We start from the raw sequence: 24,418 nt of genomic DNA, 5'->3' as shown, positions 1-24,418 counted from the left end.
GTATCCCTTTCAGTGACTGCTGTGCAGTTTGTCCAATTTAGCGGCCAGCACGGCGCCCATCTCGGCGGCCGGGCCCGGCTCCATGAGCAGGTGATGGTCGACGTCGAGCGGGTAGTCCTCGATCTCGCCCTCGACGAGCGGCCCCCAGTTGGACCGCCCGGTGGGCGAGCCCTCGGTGCGGCCCCGCAGCGCGGTGAAGAACACGATGCCGCCGCGGAACCGTCCCGGCCGGTACGCCTCGGCCTGGCGGAGCCCGTTCTCGTAGTTGCGGTAGACGTTGACGAGGTCGTCCTCGCCGAGGGTGGCGAGGGCGTCGTCGCGGTCGGCGAGCACCGCCATGATCTGCGCCATGTCGGGGTTGCCGTCCGCGGCGACCATCTTCGCGTCGATGCCGATGGCCTCCAGCAGCTCGGGCAGGACCTCGCGCCGCTCGGACTCCAGGTCCTGGCCGTGGTAGGCGTCGATGAGCGCGAGCAGCCCGACGCGCTCGCCGGCGGCCTGCAGCCGGACGGCCATCTCGTAGGCGACGAGCCCGCCGAGCGACCAGCCCGCGAGGTGGTAGGGGCCGGACGGCCGGACGGCGCGGATCTGCTCCAGGTAGTCCGCGGCCATCTCCTCCACCGAGCCGGGCAGCTCGGAGCGGGTGAACGCGCGGGCCTGCAGCCCGTAGATCGGCTGGTCGGGGCCGAGGTGCCGCTGGAACTGGAGGTAGCCCCAGGACAGCCCGCCGGCCGGGTGGACGAAGAAGACCGGCGGCCGCGACCCCGACGCGCGGATGGGCAGCAGGACCTCGAAGCCGAGCCGGTCCTCGGGCTCGCCGACGCGGGTCAGGGCCTCGACGGTCTGGTGGGTGAACACGTCGCGGGGCGTCAGCTCGATGCCCGCCTGCCGGGCGCGGGTGACGAGCTTCAGCGCGGCGATGCTGTCGCCGCCGAGGTCGAAGAAGCTGACGTCGGCGCCGACGCGGTCGAGCCCGAGGACGTCCGCGACGATCCCGCAGAGCCGCTCCTCCTCGGGCGTGCCGGGGTCGCGCCCGGCGGCGGCCTCGCCGTAGTCGGGGGCGGGCAGGGCGCGCCGGTCGAGCTTGCCGTTCGGGCCGACGGGGAACGTGTCGAGCCGGACGAACGCGGCGGGCACCATGTACTCGGGCAGCCGGTCCTTGACGAACGCGCGGAGGCCGTCGATCGACGCGGCGATGACGTAGGCGACGAGGGTCTTGACGCCGGGGGCGTCCTCGCGGGCGACGACGGCGACGTTCTGCACGGCGGGGTGCGCGGCGACCGCGGCCTCGATCTCGCCCAGCTCGATCCGGAACCCGCGGACCTTGACCTGGAAGTCGGCGCGGTCGACGTACTCCAGGGTGCCGTCCGCCCGCCACCGGACGAGGTCGCCCGTCCGGTACATGCGGTCGCCGGGCGCGCCGTAGGGGTCGGCGACGTAGCGCTCGCCGGTGAGCGAGGGGCGCCGCAGGTAGCCGCGGCCGAGCCCGGCGCCCGCGATGTAGGCCTCGCCGACCACGCCGGGCGGGACGGGCCGCAGCGCCGGGTCCAGCACGTAGACGCGCATGTCGTCGATGGGGCGGCCCAGCACGGTGGACGTCTCGGACGGGTCGCCGAGCGGGGCGCGCTGCCCCGCGATGGTGGTGTACGTGGTGGCCTCGGTGGGCCCGTACACGTTGCCGACCTCGGTCTCGGGGCAGGCGGCGAGGACCTTGCGGATCGCGCTCGGCGATCCCGCCTCCCCGCCGGTCAGGACCTCGCGGAGCCGGGCGAACGCGTGCGGGCGCTCGTCGGCGACCAGGTTGAACAGGGTGGTGGTGAGGAACAGGCCGGTCAGGTCCTCGGCGGCGATGACCTTTTCGAGCGCCTCGCCGTCCAGGTGGCCGGGCGGCGCGACGACGGCGGTGCCGCCGTGCAGCAGCGGCGTCCAGATCTCGTAGATCGACGCGTCGAACGCGTGCGGCGAGTGGACGAGGACCCGGTCGTGCGCCCCTCCCCCGAGCCGGCCGTCGGTGGCGAGGTCGAGCGCGTCGCGGTGCCGCAGCATGACGCCCTTGGGGACGCCGGTCGACCCGGAGGTGAACAGCACGCAGGCCAGCTGCTCAGGGTGGCAGCCGACGCCGGGGGCGGTGTCCGGCTGGGCGTCCGTCTCGGGGTCGTCGTCCACGACGAGAACCCGCGCGGACGTGTCGAGCCCGGCCACGCGGTCCCGCATCGGCGTGTTGACCACGAGGACGGGCGCGTCGACCTCGGCGACCGCCCACGCCATGCGCTCGGGCGGGTAGCTGTGGTGGACGGGCGCGTAGGCGCCGCCCGCCTTGAGGATCGCCAGCGAGGCCACGACGGTGTCGGCGGATCTTTCGAGGAGCACGGCGACCGGGGTGTCCCGCCCGACGCCGAGCCCGATGAGCCGGTGCGCCAGCCGGTTGGCCCGCGCGTCCAGCTCCGCGTAGGTGATCGACTCCCCCGCCGCGCGGACGGCGGTGGCGGCGGGGGCCTCGGCCAGCCGCGCGGCGAACCGCGCCGTGAGGGTGCCGGGGCGGCGGGGCGTGGCCGGGCCCTGCCAGTCGCGCAGGACCCGGGCGCGTTCGTCGTCGTCCAGCACGGCGATGCGGCCGAGGGGCAGGTCGGGGCGGCCGGCGATCGCTTCGAGGATGCGGACGAGGCGGCGCATGAGCCGCCCCGCGTCCTCCCCGGTGTAGAGGTCGGGGCGGTGGTCGATGCGGAGCGACAGGCCGCGGCCGGGAACGGCGGCGAAGGTCAGCGGGTAGTGGGAGGCGTCGTAGCCGTCGACGTCGTGGAGGGTGAGGCCGCCCAGGTCGGTGCCGGCGGCGTCCGGGTCGAACGGGTAGTTCTCCAGGACGGTCATCGTGTCGAACAGCGTCCCGGCGCCGGTCAGGCGCTGGATGTCGGACAGGCCGAGGTGGTGGTGCGGCATCAGCGCGGCCTGCTCGTCCTGGAGGCGGGTGAGGGCCTCGGCGACGGTGTCGGCGGGGTGGACGCGGACGCGGATCGGCAGCGTGTTGATGAACAGCCCGATCATCTGCTCGACGCCGGGCAGCTCGGGCGGGCGGCCGGACACGGCGGCGCCGAACACCACGTCCGCGGAGCCGGTGAGGCTGCCGAGCAGCGTGCCCCAGGCGAGCTGCAGGACGGTGTTGAGGGTGACGCCCTGGGCGCGGGCGCGCGCGCTGAGCGCGGTGGTGAGCTCCTCGGTGAGGGTCGTCCGGACGCGTCCGGGGGTGCCGGCTCCGGGCTCGGGCGCGCCGGGGGCGACGAGGGTGGGCTCGTGGACGCCGTCCAGCGAGCGGCGCCAGGCGTCCTCGGCGGCGGGGCGGTCCTGCGCGGCGAGCCATGCCAGGTAGTTCTTGTAGGGGGCGACGCGCGGCATCCCGGTGTCGTCGCCCTTGGAAAGGTACAGGGCGAACAGCTCGGTCTGCAGGACGGGTGTGGACCAGCCGTCCAGGAGGATGTGGTGGTTGGTGAACACCATGCGGTGCAGGCCGTCCGCCAGCTTGATGAGCAGGTAGCGCAGCAGCGGCGGCCTGGTCATGTCGAACGGGCGGGCGCGTTCGGCGTCGGCCAGTTCGCGGGCGGCGGCCTCGCGTTCGCGTCCGGGCAGGGCGGAGAGGTCCTCGTCGCGCCACGGCAGCCGGACCGCCCGGTGCACGACCTGGACCGGTGAGCCCTCCTTGCGCTGCCGGAACCCGGCCCGCAGGTTCGCGTGCCTGCGCAGGAGGGTCGCGGCGGCGGCCTTCAGCGCGTCCACGTCGAGGGGGCCGCGCAGGTCGAACACGATCTGCGCGGTGTAGACGTCGCGGCCGGAGTCGTAGAGGGCGTGGAAGAACAGTCCCTGCTGCAACGGGGACAGCGGAAGGATGTCCTCAAGCTGCGACTTGCTCACTCCAGCTCCCATTCATCGTCGAGCTCGGCGGCGAGCTCGTCGATCTCGTCCTGGCTGACGTCCACGAGGGACAGGTCGGACGGGGTGAACCCGCCGACGGGGCCGTCGGAGGCGCCGTCGACGACGTGGGCGACGAGGCCGCGGAGCGCCGCGTACCAGCGGCCGGCGAGGTCCTCGATCGCGGCGTCGTCGAACAGGTCCCCGGCCCATGTCCACGTCGCGGACAGCTCGGGGCCGCCCGGCAGGTCGCGGGTGTGCGCGTTGACCTCGACGGCGTGGACGAGGCCGAGCGCGCCGTCCTGGGCGGGGCCGAGGGCGTCGCCGTCGGCCTGGCCCGCCGGTCCCCAGTCGGTGGCCTCTGGCGCGGCGGAGCGGCCGAGGTAGTTGAACGCGATCTGCGGTCGCGCGCCCCGCAGCCGCTCCCCGGCGGCGGGGTTGAGGTGGCGGAGCAGCCCGTACCCGATGCCGTTGTCGGGGATCTCGCGGAGCTGCTCCTTGACCCGCTTCAGCGCGGTGCCGACGGCCTGGCCGCCCTCCCGGACGTCGGCGGGCTCGACCCAGCCCGCGTCCAGGCGGACCGGGTAGATGGAGGTGAACCAGCCGGCGGTGCGGGACAGGTCGACGCCGGGGACGATCTCCTCGCGGCCGTGCCCTTCGAGGTCGATGAGGACGGCCGTCTCGTCGGACGTCCCGCGCTCGCGCCGCCATTCGGCGACGGCGAGGGCGAGGCCGGTGAGCAGCACGTCGTTGACGCGCCCGTGGAACGCCGCCGGGACCTCGGTGAGGAGGGGCTCGGTCACGTCGGCGGGCAGGTCGAGGGTGAGGTGCCGGGCCGCCGCGAACGTGTCGGCGGCCGGGTCGAGCGGGCGGGCGCCGAGGACGGGGTCGGGGGTGGCGAGGACGTCCTCCCAGAGCGGCAGCTCGGCCGTCCGGGACGGGTCGGACGCCTCGGCGGTGAGGCGCTGCGCCCAGCGGCGGAACGAGGTCGGGACGGGGTCGAGGTCTCCCCCGGCCCACGCGGTGACCAGGTCGGGCAGCAGGATCCGCCAGGACACGCCGTCCACCACGAGGTGGTGGAGGACGAGCAGGAGGCGCCCGGAGGCGGCGGGCCCGGCGTCGAACCAGACGAGCTGCGCCATCGTCCCGGCGGCCGGGTCGAGGCGGCGGCGCGCCGCCTCGCCCTCCTCGGCGAGCACGGCGCGCAGGCCGGCGGCGCCGAGGCCGGCCGTGTCCACGCGGCGGACGAGCGGCGCGGCGTCGACCGTACCGGGCTCGGCGACCTCGAACTCGTCGCCGTCCACGCGGAGGCGGAGCATGTCGTGGTGGTCGAGGACGGTCTGCAGCGCCCTCGTCAGCTCGCCGAGGCCGGCGTCCGGCGGGACCTGGAGCAGCATCCGCTGGCTGTAGCCGCCGACGGGGCCGTTCAGCTCCTGGAACCAGCGCATGATCGGGGTCGCCGGGACGCGGCCGATCCCCGCGCCGGGCGCCTCGGCCTCGATCTCCTCGGCCTCGCCGACCGGCTGCGCGGCGGCGGCCAGCTCCTCGACGGTCTGGTGCTGGAACACCTCGCGGGGCGTGATGACGAGGCCGGACTGGCGGGCGCGGGAGACGAGCTGGATCGCGATGATCGAGTCGCCGCCGAGGTCGAAGAACCCGTCGTCGACGCCGACCCGCTCCAGGCCGAGGACCTCGGCGAACAGGCCGGCGAGGGTCTCCTCCGCCGGGGTGCGCGGCGCGCGGGAGGACACCCTGGCGGCGAAGTCGGGGGCGGGCAGCGCCTTGCGGTCGAGCTTGCCGTTGGACGTCAGCGGGAGGGCGTCCAGCTCGACGACGGCGGCGGGGACCATGTAGTCGGGCAGCGACCCGGCGGCGAACCGGCGCAGGTCGGCGGTGTCGATCCGGCCGGCGACGACGTAGGCGACGAGGCGGTCGTCGCGGACGATCACGGCGGCGTCCCGGACGGCGTCGTGCCTGGTCAGGACGGCCTGGATCTCGCCCAGCTCGATCCGGAAGCCGCGCAGCTGCACCTGCTGGTCGCCGCGTCCCAGGTATTCGAGGGTGCCGTCGCGGCGCCAGCGGCCGAGGTCGCCCGTCCGGTACATGCGGGTGCCGGGCCTGCCGTGCGGGTCGGCGACGAACCGCTCGGCGGACAGGCCGGGCCGGTTCAGGTAGCCGCGCGCCAGCCCGGCGCCCGCGACGTACAACTCGCCGGCCACGCCGGGCGGGGCGGGCTGCAGACGGTCGTCGAGGACGTAGACGCGCAGGTCGGGGATGCCGACACCGATCACGCTGCCGGGCGCGGTCGCCGCGTAGGCGCGGTCGAGGGCCAGATAGGAGACGTGCACGGTCGTCTCGGTGATCCCGTACATGTTGACGAGCACCGGCGCGTCCTCGGGATGCCGGGAGTACCAGTCTTCGAGCCTGCCGAGGTCGAGGGCCTCGCCGCCGAACACGATGTAACGCAGCGCCAGATCGGTGCCCGGGTTGTCCCGGTCAGCGGCCATGAGCTGGTAGAACGCCGACGGGGTCTGGTTGAGGACGGTTACCTTCTCGGCTTCCAGGAGCTTGAGGAAGTCCTCCGGCGAACGGGACGTCAGGTACGGGACGACGACGAGACGGCCGCCGTAAAGCAGTGGCCCCCACAGCTCCCAGACGGAGAAGTCGAACGCGTAGGAGTGGAACAGCGTCCACACATCGTCCGCACCGAAGTCGAACCACTCCTCAGTGGAACGCAGCAGCCGCACCACATTCTGATGCGGAATCACCACACCCTTGGGACGACCCGTCGAACCCGAGGTGTAGATGACGTACGCGGGGTGGTCCGGCGAGATCGCGATACCGGGGTCGGTGTCGGGCTCGCCGACGGCGTCGAGATCTTCGGGGCCGAGGGTGAGGACGGGCTCGGCGTCCTCGACCATGTACGCGATCCGGTCCTGCGGATAGTCCGGGTCGATCGGCACATACGCCGCACCCGCCTTCAGCACCGCAAGGATCGCCACCACCAAGTCGGCCGAACGCGGCAGCGCCAGCGCCACGAACTGCTCAGGCCCCACACCCCGCCCGATAAGCCGGTGCGCGAGACGATTCGCCCTGGCATTGACCTCGCCATACGTCCACGACACACCCTCGAACGTCACAGCGAGCGCGTCCGGACGCGCCACCGCCTGCGCCTCGAACAACGCCGGGATCGTCGCCCGCTCGACATCCCCGCCGCCCCTGCCCCCGGCCCAGCGGCGCAGCAGCGTGCGGCGCTCGCCCCGGTCGAGGATCTCGGCGGCGGTGATGGGCGCGTCCGGGTCGGCGACCAGTTCGCGGACGAGGCGCTCGAAGCGCTCGGCGAGGGTCACGGCGGTGCCGGCGTCGAAGAGGTCGAGGGCGTATTCGAGACCGGCCTCGATGCCGCCCGGCGCCCCGTCGTCGCCGTGCCGCTCCTCCAGGTAGAGGGACAGGTCGTACTTGGCGGCGCCCGCCGTCAGGGGTTCGGCGCCACCGGTGAGCCCGTCCAGTTCGAGCCGCGCCTCCGGGTTGTTCTGGAACGACAGGACGACCTGGAACAGCGGGTGCCGGGCCATTGACCGCGCCGGGTTGAGCACCTCGACGAGCCGCTCGAACGGCAGGTCCTGGTGCGCGTACGCGGCGAGGTCACGCTCCTTCACCCGGGCGATCAGCTCGCGGAACGACGGCTCACCGGACGTGTCGGTGCGCAGGACGAGCATGTTCACGAACATGCCGACGAGGTCGTCGAGGGCCTCGTCCGTGCGGCCCGCGATGGGCGAGCCGATCGGCACGTCCGTCCCGGCGCCGAGCCGGGTGAGGAGCGCGGCGTAGGCGGCCTGCATGACCATGAACAGGCTCGCGCCGTTCTCGCGCGCGAGGGCGAGCAGCCCGGCGTGCAGGCCGGCGTCCAGCTCGAACGCGTGCGTCCCGCCCCGGTAGGACGCCTCCGCCGGGCGCGGCCGGTCGGTGGGAAGCGCGAGTTCCTCCGGCAGGCCGGACAGGGCGTCCCGCCAGTAGGCGATCTGCTGCGAGATCAGGCTCTCGGGGTCGTCCTCCGAGCCGAACAGCTCGCGCTGCCAGAGCGTGTAGTCGGCGTACTGGACGGGCAGCGGAGCCCACTGCGGCTCGCGCCCCTCCGCGCGGGACGCGTAGGCGAGGATCACGTCGCGGGCGAGCGGCGCCATCGACCAGCCGTCCGCCGCGATGTGGTGCAGGACCAGCATCAGGACGTGCGTGTCGTCGCCGAGCGCGAACAGCCGGGCGCGCAGCGGCGGCTCGACCGACAGGTCGAAGCCGCGCCCGACCTCGGCGGCCAGCGCCATCGGCAGGCCCGCCTCGCCGGTCTCGGCGAGGTCGAGCCGGGGGCGGGCGGCGGCCGGTTCGAGGACGAGCTGCCGGGCGGTCCCGGACCCGTCCGGGAAGATCGTGCGGAGCGACTCGTGCCGCGCCACCACGTCGGCGAGCGCGTCCCGCAGCGCGTCCAGGTCGAGGGCGCCGTTCAGCCGCAGCGCGATCGGCATGTTGAACGTCGCCGACGCGCCCTCGAAGCGGTTGAGGAACCAGAGCCGCTGCTGCGCGTACGACAGCGGCACCACGTCGGGGCGCTCGGCCCGCACCAGCGCGGGACGCACGTCGCCCGCCGCCTCCGCCAGCCGTTCGGCGAGCCCGGCGGCGGTCGGCGCCTCGAACAGCGCCCGGACGGGCAGCTCGGCGCCGAGCGCCGACCGGACCTTGCTGACGAGGCGGGTCGCGGTGAGCGAGTCGCCGCCGAGGTCGAAGAACCCGTCGTCCACGCCGACCCGCGGCACGCCGAGGATCTCCGCGAACAGCCCGCAGAGGATCTCCTCCTGCGGGGTGCGCGGGGCGCGGCTCGCGGCGGCGCCGGTGTCGGGCGCGGGCAGCGCGGCCCGGTCGAGCTTGCCGTTCACGGTCAGCGGCAGCGCGTCCAGGACGGTGAACGCCGGGACCATGTAGTCGGGCAGCCGCTCGGCCGCGTACCGGCGGACGGCCGCGACGTCGACGTCCGGGCCGACGAGGTAGGCGGCGAGGCGCTTGTCGCCGGGCTGGTCCTCGCGGACGACCACGGCCGCCCGCGTGACGCCCGCGCACCCGGCGAGGACGTTCTCGATCTCTCCCGGCTCCACCCGGAACCCGCGGATCTTCACCTGGTCGTCGGCGCGGCCGAGGTACTCGACGGTTCCGTCCGGGAGCCAGCGGGCCAGGTCGCCGGTGCGGTACATGCGGTCGCCGGGCTCGCCGAACGGGTCGGCGACGAACCGCTCGGCGGTCAGGCCGGGCCGGTCCAGGTACCCGCGCGCGAGCTGCGCGCCCGCGAGGTAGAGCTCACCGGGGACGCCCACCGGGACGGGCTGGAGCGCGGTGTCGAGCACGTACGACCGGGTGTTGCGGTACGGGGCGCCGACCGACGGGTGCTCGCTGCGCGCGACGACCTGGTTCATCGTGTCGACGGTCGCCTCGGTGGGCCCGTAGAAGTTGCGCGCGGTGAGGCCGGGCATCGCGCGCAGCTCGGCCCACAGGCTCTCGCCGACGGCCTCGCCGCCGAGGAGGAGCTGCGCCGGCACGTGCCGCCCGTCATCGCTCAGCAGGCCCGCTTCGCGGAGCGAGGCGAAGTGCGACGGGGTGGTGTTCACCAGGTCGATCTTCGCGTGCGCCACGTAGGCGGTGTACGCCTCGACGTCGCGGCGGGTGTCGTCGTCGATGAGGTGCAGCTCGTGGCCGTACATCATCCACAGCAGGCCCATCCAGGACGTGTCGAACGAGAACGACGCGAGATGCGCGAACCGCATCCGCCGCCCGCCCGCGGCCTCGACCGCCGGGTCGATGAACGCGTCCCTGTGCGCCTCGAAGTAGTTGAGCACCCCCATGTGCGGAACGGTCACGCCCTTGGGCCGCCCGGTGGACCCCGACGTGTAGATGACGTAAGCGGCGTTCTCCGCCCGCAACGCCCGGACCCGGTCCCCGTCGGAAGGGTCGTGCGCGGGCCGCCCTTCCGCGTCCGGGAAGTCGTCGGCGGTGATGGTGAGGGCGGGGCGGGCGTCGGCCAGCATGGAGGCGATGCGGTCGGACGGGTACTCCGGGTCGATCGGGACGTAGGCGGCGCCCGCCTTGAGCACGCCGAGGATCGCCACGACGATCGCGGGGGTGCGCGGAAGGACGAGGGCCACGCGGTCCTCGGGGCCGATGCCCCGGGCGATCAGCTCGTGGGCGAGGCGGTTGGCGCGCTCGTTCAGCTCCGCGTACGTGAGGGACGCGTCGCCGCAGACCAGAGCCACGTCCGAGGGGGTGCGGGCGGCCTGGGTCTCCACGAGGACCGGGAGGGTGCCGGACGGGGTGCCGGCGGCGGTGTCGTTCCAGCCGTCCAGCAGGGCCCGCTCGTCCTCGGCCGCGAGGCCGACCGCGCCGATCAGGCTGCCGGAGTCGGCGGCGAACGCCTCCAGGAAGCGGCGGACGCGGGCGAGCAGCGCCTCGACGACCCCGTGTTCGTAGACGTCGGGGCGGTAGTGCAGGCGCAGCGACAGCCTGTCGCCGGGCGCGGCGACGAACGACAGCGGGAAGTGCGTCGCGTCGTAGGAGTCGACGCCGGCGATGCGGACGCCGTTGAGGGAGCCGTCCATCGAGGACGGGTCGAACGGGTAGTTCTCCAGCACCGTCATCGTGTCGAACAGCGCGCCGCCGTGGCCCGCCGCGCGCTGGATGTCGGTGAGGCCCAGGTGGTGGTGGGCGAGCAGCTCGGTCTGCTCCTCCTGGAGGCGTTCCAGGAGGGTGCCGAGCGACTCGTCCGGCCGGTGGCGGACGCGGATCGGCAGCGTGTTGATGAACAGGCCGATCATCTGCTCGATGCCGGGGAGTTCGGGCGGGCGGCCGGAGACGGTCGCGCCGAAGACCACGTCGTTGGTGCCGAGCAGGCGGCCGAGGACGAGACCCCAGGCGCCCTGCAGGACGGTGCTGAGCGTGACGCCGTGGCGGCGGGCCGCACGGGTGAGGCGGCGGGTGGTCTTCTCGTCGAGTTCGGTGATGGTCCGCTTCGGCGGCTCCGGGGCGCGGGCGGCGGCCTCGGGGGCGACGAGGCTGGGCTCGTCCACGCCGTCCAGGGCCCGGCGCCAGGCTTCCTCGGCGGCGGCGCGGTCCTGCTGGGCGAGCCAGGCCAGGTAGTTCTTGTACGGGGTGACGCGCGGCATCCCCGTGTCGTGGCCGCCCTGCATGTAGAGCAGGAACAGCTCGGTCGCGAGGATCGGCGTGGACCAGCCGTCCAGCAGGATGTGGTGGTTCGTGAAGACGAGCCGGAACCGCTCGGGCCCCATCCGGACGAGGACGAACCGCAGCAGCGGCGGCGCGGTCATGTCGAAGCCGCGCGCCCGCTCCCGGACCACGACGGCGTCGGCCTCGGCCCCCGCCGCGGTGACCTCCTCCCACGGCAGCTCGACCGTGCGCGGGATCACCTGGACGGGACGCGACAGGTCCTCGTGCCAGAACGCCGCGCGCAGGTTGGCGTGCCGGCGCAGCAGCGTCTCCGCGGCGGTGCGCAGCGCGGCGACGTCCAGGGGGCCTTCCAGGTCGAGGACGAACTGGGCCGTGTACACGTCGCCGTCGCCCGCGTCGAAGAGGGCATGGAAGAAGAAACCCTGCTGCAGGGGCGACAGCGGCAGGATGTCTTCGAGGTCCCCCCGGTTCACGGCTTGTGCCTCCACGCGGTCTGCAGTTTGTCGATCTCGTTCTGGTCCAGCTCGACGAGCAGGTCGGACGGGGTGAAGCCGCCCGCGTCCCCGGCGGCGACGTCGGCGGCGAGGGCGCGCAGCGCGGTGAACCAGCCCTCGGCCAGGTCCCGGACGTCGGCGGTCTCCAGCAGGCCGCCCGGCCACGTCCAGGTCGCCGACAGCACGGGCCCGCCGGGCAGGTCGCGGGTGACGGCGTTGATCTCCAGGACGTGCGCCATCGGCATCGCCGGGTCCTCGCCGGCGGGGAGTTCCTCGGCGGACAGGGTCCAGTCGCCGCCCTCGTCTCCGGCGGCGACCCGGCCGAGGTAGTTGAAGGCGATCTGGGCGGGCGGGACGTCGGCCAGCTCTTCGGCGGCCTCGCCGCCGCCGTAGCGGAGCAGGCCGTAGCCGATGCCGCCGTCCGGGATCGCCCTGAGCTGCTCCTTCACCGTCTTCAGCGCGGTGCCGCCGGTCGCGTTGCCCGCGTCCAGCCGGACCGGGTGGATGGAGGTGAACCAGCCGGCGGTGCGGGAGACGTCGGCGCCGGGCACGACGTCCTCGCGGCCGTGGCCTTCGAGGTCGACGAGGACGCCGGTGCCGCGCCCGCCCCGGTGCCGCCGCCACTGGGCGACGGCGAGGGTCAGGCCGGTGAGCAGCACGTCGTTGACGCGCCCGTGGAACGCGGCGGGGACGTCGGTGAGCAGCGGCCCGGTGACGTCGGCGGGCAGGTCGAGGGTGACCGAGCGGGCGCGGGCCGCGATGTCGACGCGGGGGTCCAGCGGGCGCTTGGCGAGGTTCTGCGGCGGGCCGTCGACGATGTCGAGCCAGTCCTCCAGCTCGTCCTCGCCCCGCCCGGCCGCGGTGAGCTTCTGCGCCCAGCGGCGGAACGACGTGGGGACGGGGTCGAGGTCTCCCCCGGCCCACGCGGTGACGAGGTCGGGCAGCAGGATGCGCCACGAGACGCCGTCGACGACCAGGTGGTGCAGGACGGCGAGGAGGCGTCCCTGCTCCTGGCCCGCGTCGAACCAGACGAGCTGCGCGACCGTCCCGGCGGACGGGTCAAGGCGGTCGCGGGCGGCGGCGGCCTGCTCGGTGATGACGGACTGGAGCTTGTCGGCGTCCAGACCGGCGACGTCCACGCGGGTGACGAGGCCGGCCGCGTCGGACGAGCCCCGCGGCCGGACGACGGGCTGCCAGCCGTCCATCCGGAGCCGCAGGACGTCGTGGTGGTCCAGCAGCGTCTGGAACGCGGCGGTCAGCCGCTCGACGCCGAGGTCCGGCGGCGTGCGCAGCAGCATCGACTGGTGGAAGCCCCGGATCAGGGCGGCGTCGCCGCCCACCCGGTCGCGCAGCCACGCGACGATCGGCGTGACGGGGACGGGGCCGACGCCGGCGCCCGGCGCCTCCGCCTCGATCTCCTCGCCCTCGCCGACCGGCTGCGCGGTCGCGGCCAGTTCCTCGACGGTCTGGTGCTGGAACACGTCCCGCGGCGTGATGACGAGGCCGGACTGGCGGGCGCGGGAGACGAGCTGGATCGCGATGATCGAGTCGCCGCCGAGGTCGAAGAACCCGTCGTCGACGCCGACCCGCTCCAGGCCGAGGACCTCGGCGAACAGCCGGGCGAGAGTCTCCTCCTCGGCGGTGCGCGGCGCGCGCGACGACACCGCCGCAGTGAACTCGGGGGCGGGCAGCGCCTTGCGGTCGAGCTTGCCGTTGACGGTGAGCGGCAGCGCGTCCAGCTCGACGACCACGGCCGGGACCATGTAGTCGGGCAGGCCGTCGGCCGCGAACCGGCGCAGCTCGGACGCGTCCGCGCCCGCCCCGGGGGCGTAGGCGACGTAGGCGACGAGGCGGCCGTCGCGGACGGCCACCGCGACGTCGGAGACCGCGTCGTGCCGGGCGAGGGCCGACTCGATCTCGCCCAGCTCGATCCGGAAGCCGCGCAGCTGCACCTGCTGGTCGCTGCGGCCGAGGTACTCGAGGCGGCCACCGTCCAGCCAGCGGCCGACGTCGCCCGTCCGGTACATGCGGGTGCCGGGCGCGCCGTGCGGGTCGGCGACGAACCGCTCGGCGGACAGGCCGGGCCGGTTCAGGTAGCCGCGCGCCAGCCCGGCGCCGGACACGTACAACTCGCCGACGACGCCGGGCGGGGCGGGCTGCAGGCGGTCGTCCAGGACGTAGACGCGCAGGTCGGGGATGCCGACACCGATCACGCTGCCGGGCGCGGTCGCCGCGTAGGCGCGATCGAGCGCCAGGTACGAGACGTGCACGGTCGTCTCGGTGATCCCGTACATGTTGACAAGCACCGGCGCGTCCTCGGGATGCCGGGAGTACCAGTCTTCGAGGCGCCCCAGCTCAAGGGCCTCCCCGCCGAACACGATGTAACGCAGCGCCAGATCGGTGCCCGGGTTGTCCCGGTCGGCCGCCATCAGCTGGTAGAACGCCGACGGGGTCTGGTTGAGGACGGTCACCTTCTCCGCGGACAGCAGCGCGAGGAACTCCTCCGGCGAACGCGAGGTCAGGTACGGGACGACGACGAGACGGCCGCCGTAAAGCAGCGAGCCCCACAACTCCCACACGGTGAAGTCGAACGCGTAGGAGTGGAACAGCGTCCACACATCGTCCGCACCGAAGTCGAACCACTCCTCAGTGGAACGCAGCAGCCGCACCACATTCTGATGCGGAATCACCACGCCCTTGGGACGACCCGTCGAACCCGAGGTGTAGATGACGTACGCCGGGTGGTCCGGCGAGATCACGACACCGGGGTCGGTGTCGTCGTAGCCGGTGGCGTCGAGATCTTCGGGGCCGAGGGTGAGGACGGGCTCGGCGTCCTCAACCATGTACGCGATCCGGTCTTCCGGATAGTCCGGGTCGATCGGCACATACGCCGCACCCGCCTTCAGCACCGCAAGGATCGCCACCACCAGGTCGGCCGAACGCGGCAGCGCCAACGCCACGAACTGCTCAGGCCCCACACCCCGCCCGATAAGCCGGTGCGCAAGACGGTTGGCCCTGGCATTGACCTCGCCATACGTCCACGACACACCCTCGAACGTCACAGCGAGCGCGTCCGGACGCGCCACCGCCTGCGCCTCGAACAACGCCGGGATCGTCGCCCGCTCGACATCCCCGCCGCCCTTGCCCCCGGCCCAGTCGCCGAGGACGAGCGACCGCTCCTCCTCCGACAGGACGGCGGCGGCGCCGATGGGCGCGTCCGGGTCGGCGAGCAGCGCGGACAGGTGCCGCTCGAACCGCTCGACGAGCCGCCGCGCGGTGGGCGGGTCGTACAGGTCGAGCGCGTACTCCAGCTCGCCGTCGAGCCCGTCCTCCCGCTCGGTGAGGATCATCAGCAGGTCGAACCGGGACACGCCGGCGGTCAGCGGCTCCAGCTCGGCGCTGAAGCCGGGCATCTCCAGCCGCGCCTCCGGGTTGTTCTGGAACGTCAGCCCGACCTGGAACAGCGGGTGCCGGGCCAGGTGGCGCGGCGGGTTGAGCACCTCGACGAGCCGCTCGAACGGGACGTCCTGGTGCGCGTACGCGGCGAGGTCGGTCTCCCGGACGCGGCCGACCAGTTCGCGGAACGTCGGGTCCCCGGACGTGTCGGTCCGGAAGACGAGCATGTTCACGAACATGCCGACGAGGTCGTCGAGGGCCTCGTCCGTGCGGCCCGCGATGGGCGAGCCGATCGGCACGTCCGTGCCGCCGCCGAGCCGGGTGAGCAGCGCGGCGAACGCGGCCTGGGCGATCATGAACGGGCTGGCGCCGGTCTCGCGGGCGACGTCCATCAGGCGGGCCCGGACGCCCGCGCCCAGCCGGAACCGCTCCGTCCCGCCCCGGTAGGACGCCTCCGCCGGGCGCGGCCGGTCGGCCGGCAGCGGCAGCTCCTCGGGGAGCCCGGCGAGGGCGTCCCGCCAGTACGCGATCTGCTGCGAGATCAGGCTCTCGGGGTCGTCCTCCGAGCCGAACAGCTCCTGCTGCCAGAGCGTGTAGTCGGCGTACTGGACGGGCAGCGGGGCCCAGTCCGGCGCCGTGCCCCCGGCGCGCGCCGCGTACGCGGTGATGAAGTCGCGGGCGAGCGGCGCGTTCGACCAGCCGTCGCCGCCGACATGGTGCATGAGCAGCAGCGCGACGTGCTCGTCCGGCCCGACCCGGAACAGGTGGGTGCGCAGCGGCGGCTCGGCGGAGATGTCGAAGGCGTATCCGGCGGCCATGGCGAGCCGCGTCGGCAGCTCCGCCTCGGTCGTCTCCGTGACCTCCAGCTCGGGACGGGCGGCGGCCGGGTCCAGGATGAGCTGGCGGGGCACTCCCCCGCTGTCCGGCAGGATCGTGCGGAGCGACTCGTGCCGCTCCACCAGGTCGCCGACGGCGGCGCGGAGCGCGGCCACGTCCAGGGCGCCGCGGATGCGCAGCGCGGCCGGCATGTTGTAGGTCGCGGACGGCCCCTCGAACCGGCTGAGGAACCAGAGCCGCTGCTGCGCGTACGACGGCGGGAGCACCTCGGGCCGCTCGCGCGGCTCCAGCGCGGGACGGGCCGGGCGCCCGCCGCCGCCGAGGAGGGCGGCGAGGCCCGCGACGGTCGGCGCCTCGAACAGCGCCCGGACGGGCAGTTCCACGTGCAGCGCGCGGCGGACCCGGCTGACGACCCGCATCGCGATGAGCGAGTTGCCGCCGAGTGCGAAGAAGTCGTCGTCGGCGCCGATCCGGTCGGTGCCGAGCAGCTCGGCGAAGACGGCGGCGACGGCCTCCTCCGCCTCCCCGGACGGCGCCCGGTACGCGGTGGCCGGGGCGGCGGCCAGAGCCGGCTTCGGGAGCGCCTTGACGTCGACCTTGCCGTTCGGGGTGAGCGGCATCTCGTCCAGGACGACGACGGCGGCGGGCACCATCGACTCGGGCAGGCTCTCGCGGATGTGGGCGCGCAGCTCCTCCGGGTCGAGCGCCTGGCCGGGCGCGGCGACGACGTAGGCGACGAGCCGCTTCTCCACCGGCCCTTCCGCGGCCGCGGGGACGGCGGCGCCGGGCAGGTCGGCGGCGCCGGGCAGGTCGAGGCCCTCGACGGTGACGGCGCCGCGCGAGTCGACGGCGCTCTCGAGCGTCCGGCGGAACCAGCCGGCGAGCCGCTCGGCGGTTTCGCGGTCGAACAGGTCGAGCGCGTACTCCAGGGTCCCGGCGAGCGCGCCCGAGCCGTCCCGGGCGTCCTCCAGGAGGAACTCCAGGTCGAACTTGGCGACCCCGGCGTCCATGGGCTCGACGGCGACGTGCAGGCCGGGCAGCTCGACCGACGCCTCCGGGTTGTTCTGCAGCGTCAGCATGACCTGGAACAGCGGGTGCCGCGCCAGCGACCGGACCGGGTTGAGCACCTCGACGAGCCGCTCGAACGGGACGTCCTGGTGCGCGTACGCGGCGAGGTCGGTCTCCCGGACGCGGGCGAGCAGCTCCGCGAACGACGGGTCGCCGGAGGTGTCGGTGCGCAGCACGAGCGTGTTGACGAACACGCCGACGAGGTCGTCGAGGGCCTCGTCGGTGCGGCCCGCGATGGGCGAGCCGATCGGCACGTCCGTCCCGCCGCCGAGCCGGGTGAGCAGCGCGGCGAGCGCCGCCTGCAGCACCATGAACGCGCTGACCTGGTGGTCGCGGGCGAGCGCGCGCACGCCGTCCGCCAGGTCCGCCGGGACCTCGAAGGCCACCTGGCCGCCCCGGTAGGAGGCGCGGTCCGGGCGCGGCCGGTCGTGCGGCAGCCGGATCTGGTCGGGCAGCCCGGCGAGGGCGTCCTTCCAGTAGGCGATCTGGCGGGCGGCGAGGCTGCCTGGGTCGGCCTCGCCGCCGAGGAGGTCGCGCTGCCAGAGCGCGTAGTCGGCGTACTGGACCTCCAGCGGCGCCCACTCGGGGGCGCGGCCGTCGCGGCGCGCCAGGTAGGCGGTGATGACGTCGCGGGCGAGCGGCGCCATCGACCAGCCGTCGCCGGCGATGTGGTGCAGGACGATGAGGAGGAGGTGCTCGTCCTCCCCGGTCCTGTACAGGTGGGCGCGGACGGGCAGCTCCCGCGCCAGGTCGAACCCGCGGGTGGCGTCCATGAACAGGGCGCCGCGCAGGTCGTCGGGCTCTGCGGCCGTCAGCTGCGGCTCGGCCTCGTCCGGGGCGAGGATCACCTGGTACGGCTCACCGTCGGCCTCGCCGAACAGCGTCCGCAGCGACTCGTGCCGGGCGACGACGTCGCGGAGCGCGGCGCGCATCGCGTCGTGGTCGATCGCGCCGGTGAGCCGCAGCGGGATCGGCATGTTGTAGGTGGCGGTGAGCCCTTCCAGCCGGTTCAGGAACCAGAGCCGCTCCTGCGCGTGGGAGACGGGCAGCGGGACGGGCCGCTCCGCCGCCCGCAGCGCGGGGCGCGACGCGCCGGCCGCGGACGCGATGTGCCCGGCGAGGCCCGCGACCGTCGGGGTCTCGAACAGCGCCCGGACGGGCAGCTCCACGTCCAGCGCGGCGCGGGCGCGGGCCACGACGCGGGTCGCCTTCAGCGAGTCGCCGCCGAGGTCGAAGAACCCGTCGTCGACGCCGACCCGGTCCAGGCCGAGGACGTCGGCGACGATCCCGCAGAGGATCTCCTCGCGGGCGTCGCGCGGGCCGCGCGCGGTGAGGCCGGCGGTGAAGTCGGGCTCGGGCAGCGCCGACCGGTCGAGCTTGCCGTTCGGGTTCAGCGGCATCGCGTCCAGCACGACGATCGCGGACGGCACCATGTAGTCCGGCAGCGTCCCGGCGACGAACGCGCGCAGCTCCGCCGGCTCGACGTCGCCGACGACGTAGCCCGCGAGGACGTTGTCGCCCACGGCGTCGCGGCGCGCCACGACCACGCTCTGCGTGACGGCCGGGTGCGCCGAGAGCGCGGTCTCGATCTCGCCCAGCTCGATCCGGAAGCCGCGGACCTTCACCTGGTGGTCGAGGCGGCCGAGGTACTCGATGTGGCCGGCGCGTTCCTCTTGTGGGAGGGCGCCCCCCCACGCCCCCCGGGAACCGCTCCATTGCCACCGGACGAGGTCGCCGGTCCGGTACATGCGCTCGCCGGGGCCTCCGAACGGGCAGGCGACGAACCGGTCCGCGGACAGGGCCGGGCGGCGCAGGTAGCCGCGGGCCAGGCCGTCGCCCGCGAGGTACAGCTCGCCGGGCACGCCGACGGGGACCGGCTGGAGCCGCTCGTCCAGCACGTAGGCGCGCGTGTTGGCCATCGGGCGGCCGATCGGCGCGAGCCCCTCGGCGTTGCCGTCGTCGTACCAGCCGGTGACGAAGACCGTCGCCTCGGTGGGGCCGTAGATGTTGGAGATGCGGGCGTCCGGCAGCAGCGCCCGGACGTCCCGGACGAGCTGCGGCGGCAGCGCCTCGCCGCCCAGCGCCACGTCCCCGGCGTCCAGTCTGAGCTGGGGGGACGACTCCCCAGACCCCCCGGCAACGGCATGCTGGGTCCCGCCGCGCGCCAGCAGCACCGACACCGCCGACGGGACGCCGCTGATCAGCGTCCCGGACCAGCCGCCGCGCTCGGCGACCTCCAGGAGGTCGCGGACGACCTCGATCTCGCCGCCGACCGTGAGCGGCACCAGCCACTCGAACACCGACACGTCGAAGTTCAGCGACGTCGAGAACAGCACGCGCCGCATCCGGTCGGGGCCGTAGCTCACCATCGACTCGGCGCAGAAGTCCACGACGTTGGCGTGGGAGATCACGACGCCCTTGGGGCGGCCCGTCGAGCCGGACGTGTAGATGACGTACGCCGGGTTCCCGGGGCGCAGCGGCCGGACGCGCTCGGCGTCGGTGAGGTCGCCGCCGGGCAGCCCGTCGAGGGACAGCGCGTCGAGTTCGACGCGGGGCGTCCCGCCGGGCAGGCCGGCGCCCGCGGTGGTGATGACGCAGGCGGGGGCGGCGTCCTCCAGCATGTAGGCGATGCGGTCGGGCGGGTACGCCAGGTCGATCGGCTGGTACCCGGCGCCCGCCTTCAGCACGGCCAGCGCCGCGACCACCAGGCGGGCGTCGCGCGGCAGGGCCAGGGCGACGAAGTCCTCGGCGCCGACGCCGCGCGCCACCAGGTGCCGGGCGAGCCGGTTCGCGCGGGCGTTCAGCTCGGCGTAGGTGATCCGGTCCGCGCCCGCGACGACGGCGGTCGCGTCCGGGGTGCGGGCGGCCTGCGCCTCGACCAGGTACGGGACGACGGCGGGCGCGACCGGCAGGGCGGTGTCGTTCCACCGGTTCAGCAGGGTGTCGCGCTCGGCGGCGTCCAGCAGGTCGACGGCGCTGAGCGGCAGGGACGGGTCGGCGGCGACCTGGGCGAGCAGCCGCTCCAGCCGGGCCGCCATCGACGCGGCGGTCTCCGGGTCGAACAGGTCGAGCGCGTACTCCAGCCGGCAGTCGATCCCGGCGGGGGCGCCGGCCGCGTCCTGCGTCTCGTCCACCAGCAGCGCGAGGTCGAAACGGGACACGCCCGGGTCGACCGGCTCCAGCGCGACCGTCAGGCCGGGCAGCTCGACCCGCGCGGACGGGTTGTTCTGGATCGAGATCATCGCCTGGAACAGCGGGTGCCGCGCCATCGACCGCTGCGGGTTCAGCACCTCGACGAGCCGCTCGAACGGGACGTCCTGGTTCGCGAACGCGGCGAGGTCGGCCTCGCGGACGCGGCCGAGGAGCTCGGCGAACGACGGGTCGCCGGAGGTGTCGGTGCGCAGCACGAGCGTGTTCACGAACACGCCGACCAGGTCGTGCACGGCCTCGTCGCCGCGGCCCGCGACGGGCGAGCCGATCGGCACGTCGGTCCCGGCGCCGAGCCGGGTGAACAGGCCCGCGAGCGCGGCCTGCAGCACCATGAACAGGCTGGCGCGGTGGTCGCGGCCGAGCGCGGTGAGCGCGGCGTGCAGGCCGGCCGGCAGCGTGAACGGGTGCTGCGCGCCCCGGTAGGTGGCGCGGGCGGGGCGCGGCCGGTCCGCGGGGAGCGCCAGCTCCTCCGGGAGCCCGGCGAGGGCGTCCCGCCAGTGCGCGAGCTGCCGGCTGATGACGCTGCCCGGGTCGTCCTCGTCGCCGAGGACCTCCCGCTGCCAGAGCGCGTAGTCGGCGTACTGGACGGGCAGCGGCGCCCACTGCGGCTCGTCGCCGGCGGCGCGGGCGGCGTAGGCGGTGATGAGGTCGGTCGCGAGGGGCTCCATCGACCAGCCGTCGCCGGCGATGTGGTGCATCACCAGCAGGAGGAGGTGGTCGTCGGCGGCGACGCGGAAGACGTGCGCGCGGACGGGCGGCTCGGCGGCCAGGTCGAACCCGCGCGTCGCGGCCTCGAACACCGCGTCCCGCAGCCCGTCCCGGCCGCAGTCGGTGACGACGGGCGCGGCCTCGAACTCGTCCAGGGCGAGGACCCGCTGGTAGGGCTCGCCCTCCACCTCCGTGAACACGGTGCGGAGGGCCTCGTGCCGCGCCATCATGTCGCGCATCGCGGCGCGGACGGCGTCCAGGTCGAGCGAACCGGTCAGCCGCAGCGGGATCGGGATGTGGTAGGTCGCGTTCGCGCCTTCGAGGTCGTGGATGAACCAGAGGCGCCGCTGCGCGTACGAGACGGGGACGAGGCCGGGGCGCTCGGCCGGGACGAGCTTCGGCCGGGACTCCCCGTCCGTCTCCTCGATGGAGGCGGCGAGCGCGGCGACGGTCGGGGCCTCGAACAGCGCCCGGACGGCCAGTTCCGCGTTCAGCGCGGCGCGGGCGCGGGCCACGACCCGGGTCGCCTTCAGCGAGTCGCCGCCGAGGTCGAAGAAGTTGTCGTCGACGCCGACCCGCTCCACGCCGAGCACCTCGGCGAACACCGCGCACAGCGTCTCCTCGCGGGCGTCGCGGGGCGCGCGGCCGGGCGCGGAGGCCGCGGCGAAGTCGGGCGCGGGGAGCGCGGCCCGGTCGAGCTTGCCGTTCGGGTTCAGCGGCATCTCGTCCAGCACGACGACCGCCGCCGGGACCATGTACTCGGGCAGGACCGTCGCGACCGACCGCTTCAGCTCGGCGGCGTCGACGCCCTCGGAGACGACGTAGCCGACGAGGACGGTGTCGCCCGCGCTGTCCCGGCGGGCCACGACGACGCTCTGCGTCACGGCCGGATGCGCCGCGAGGGTCGTCTCGATCTCGCCCGGCTCGATCCGGAAGCCGCGCACCTTGACCTGGTGGTCGAGGCGGCCGAGGTACTCGATCCGGCCTTGCCCGTCCCACCGGACGAGGTCGCCCGTCCGGTACATGCGCTCGCCGGGGCCGCCGAACGGGCAGGCGACGAACCGGTCGGCGGACAGCGCCGGGCGGTTCAGGTAGCCGCGCGCGAGGCCGTCGCCCGCGAGGTACAGCTCGCCAGGGACACCGGCCGGGACGGGCTTGAGCGCCGCGTCCAGCACGTACGCGCGGGTGTTGGCGATCGGGCCGCCGATCGGGGCGTGGCCCGCGGTGTTGCCGTCGTCGAACCACGCCGTCGCGTAGACGGTCGCCTCGGTCGGGCCGTAGATGTTGGAGACGCGGGCGCCCGGGACGAGGGCGCGCAGGTCCTGGACGAGCCGGGCCGGGAGCGCCTCGCCCGCGAGCACGATGTCGCCCGCCTCCAGGTCGAGTCCTCCCCGGGGGGACGACACCCCAGACCCCCCGCCAACAGCGCCGAGTCCTCTCGGGGGGGACGACCCCCCAGACCCCCCGCCAACAGCGCCCAGTCCGGTCGCGAGCAGCGCCGACATCGCCGACGGGACGCCGGAGACGAGCGTGCCGCGCCAGCCGCCGCGCTCCGCCACGTCCAGCAGGTCGCGGACGACCTCGATGTGGCCGCCGACCGTGAGCGGGGTCAGCCACTCGAACACCGACACGTCGAAGTTCAGGGACGTGGAGAACAGCACCCGGGCCAGGCGGCCGGGCCCGAACTCCTCCTTCGCCCAGGCGCACAGGTCGACGGCGCTGGCGTGGGACACGACGACGCCCTTGGGGCGTCCCGTCGAGCCCGAGGTGTAGATGACGTAGGCCGCGTTGCCCGGGCGGAGCGGCCGGACGCGGTCGGCGTCGGACGGCGCCTCGGCGGACTCGCCGCTCAGGTCGAGGCGGTCCAGCAGGACGCGCGGGGTCGTGCCCGGCAGGTCGGCGCCGGACGTCGTGACGACGCAGGCCGGGGACGCGTCGTCCAGCATGAACGCGACGCGGTCGGCCGGGTAGGCCAGGTCGACCGGCTGGTAGGCGGCGCCCGCCTTCAGCACGGCGAGGGCGGCGACGACGAGGGTCTCGTCGCGCGGCAGGGCCAGCGCGACGAAGTCCTCCGCGCCGACGCCGCGCCCGATCAGGTGGCGGGCGAGGCGGTTGGCGCGCTCGTCCAGCTCCCGGTAGGTCAGCGTGGCGCCGCCGTGCGTGACGGCCGGGGCGTCCGGGGTGCGGGCCGCCTGCGCCTCGAACAGCTCGGGCACGACGGCCGGCTCGACCGCCGCGGCCGTGTCGTTCCACTCGTGCAGGACGCGGTTCCGCTCGGCGTCGTCCAGCAGCTCGATCCCGCGGAGCGGGGTGGACGGGTCGGCGTCGCCCAGCTCTCGCAGGAACCGCACGTAGCGGTCCAGGTGCGTGGAGACCTGCTCCCCGGTGTAGAGGTCGGGGTGCGCCTCGAAGTCGACGCGCATCCCGGCGCCGTCGAAGTTGTCGTAGATGTTGATCGACAGGTCGTCGATCGGGCCGGTCGTGATGGCGTGCGCCCGCGCCGGCAGGCCCCCGAAGTCGAGCCGGTAGTCGAACGCCATGATGTTGATGACCGGCCCGTACAGGCGGCGGCGCTCGCCGAGCAGCCTCAGGTCGCGCAGCAGGTCCTCGCGCCGGTAGCGCTGGTGGCGCAGCGCCCGCGCCGTCGCCCGGGTCACCGTGCGGACGAGGTTCTCGACCGTCATGTCCGGGCGGACGGTGACGCGCAGCGGCAGCACCGTCGACAGCATGGCCGGGGTCTCCAGGGCCGCCTGCGACGTGCGGCCCGACACCGCGAGGCCCAGGATCACGTCCTCGGTGCCCGTCATCCGCGCCACGTACGCGGCGGTCGCGGCGATCGCAAGGCCCTGCGTCGCGGTGCGCAGCCGGCGGGCGCCCGCCGCCAGCCCGGCGGTCTCCTCCGGCGGGACGACGGAGATCCGGCTCAGGTAGTCGGAGGTCGGCTCGGCCATCTCGTCCGACAGCGACACCGCCACCGGCCGGTCGGCGAACCGGTCCGTCCAGTAGGCCCGGTCCCGCTCGAACCTCTCCGACGCCCGGTAGGCGGCGTCCGCGGCGAGCAGGGCCCGGTAGTCGCCGACCGCCGCCGGGACGTACTCGCCGCCGTTCGCCAGGAGGGTGTAGACCTCGGCGGCGCGGCGGCTGATGAGCAGGCCGGAGTAGGCGTCCAGGATCGTGTGGTGGGCACGGAGGAACCACCGGTGCAGGTCCGGGGAGAGCCGCAGCAGCGCCGTGTGGAACAGCCGCTCGCCGTCCGGCGGCAGCGGCGCCGACATCCGCTCCCGCATCCACGCGCGCGCGGCGGCCTCCGGGTCGGGCTCCCCGGACAGGTCCACGAGCGGGATCGACACGCTCGCGTCCGGGTCGAGGACCTGCCGCGGCCCCTCGTCCGTCTCGGTCAGCCGGGCGTTCATCGCGGGCGCCTCGTGCGCCGCGATACGCGCCACCCGGTCGAACAGCTCGTGGTCGACCGGGCCCTCGATCTCGATGTACTGCGCGATGTGAATCGGCGTTTCCGGCGCCAGCTGCTGCGCGTACCAGACGCTCTGCTGAGCGGCCGAAAGAGGAACGAACTCGGTGGACAT

Annotated in this window: 3 protein-coding genes; all 3 read right to left on the bottom strand. The window is 74.4% G+C overall.

What is annotated here, in order from left to right:
* Positions 1–9: 9 nt before the first annotated feature.
* Genes SM611_RS08875 through SM611_RS08865 form a run of 3 tightly spaced genes read right to left on the bottom strand, consistent with a single transcriptional unit; the run spans position 10 to position 24,418 of the window.
* Positions 10–3,903 carry a non-ribosomal peptide synthetase gene (locus SM611_RS08875; protein ID WP_371948648.1) on the bottom strand — a complete coding sequence of 1,298 codons (3,894 nt, stop codon included), beginning with the start codon at positions 3,901–3,903 and terminating at the stop codon, positions 10–12.
* Positions 3,900–11,594 (bottom strand): non-ribosomal peptide synthetase, encoded by a 7,695-nt coding sequence (locus tag SM611_RS08870; protein WP_371948647.1) that lies wholly within the window; start codon positions 11,592–11,594, stop codon positions 3,900–3,902. The genes SM611_RS08875 and SM611_RS08870 overlap by 4 nt, the downstream gene beginning before the upstream one ends.
* Positions 11,591–24,418, bottom strand: coding sequence for a non-ribosomal peptide synthetase (locus SM611_RS08865; RefSeq protein ID WP_371948646.1), 12,828 nt, complete (start codon positions 24,416–24,418; stop codon positions 11,591–11,593). Before SM611_RS08865 ends, SM611_RS08870 begins: the two co-directional genes overlap by 4 nt.

Origin of the sequence: Actinomadura monticuli (assembly GCF_041463655.1) — a bacterium.
Lineage (GTDB): Bacteria > Actinomycetota > Actinomycetes > Streptosporangiales > Streptosporangiaceae > Spirillospora > Spirillospora monticuli.
The sequence above is the reverse complement of the archived record's forward strand: the minus strand, read 5'-3'. Positions and strand labels throughout refer to the sequence as shown.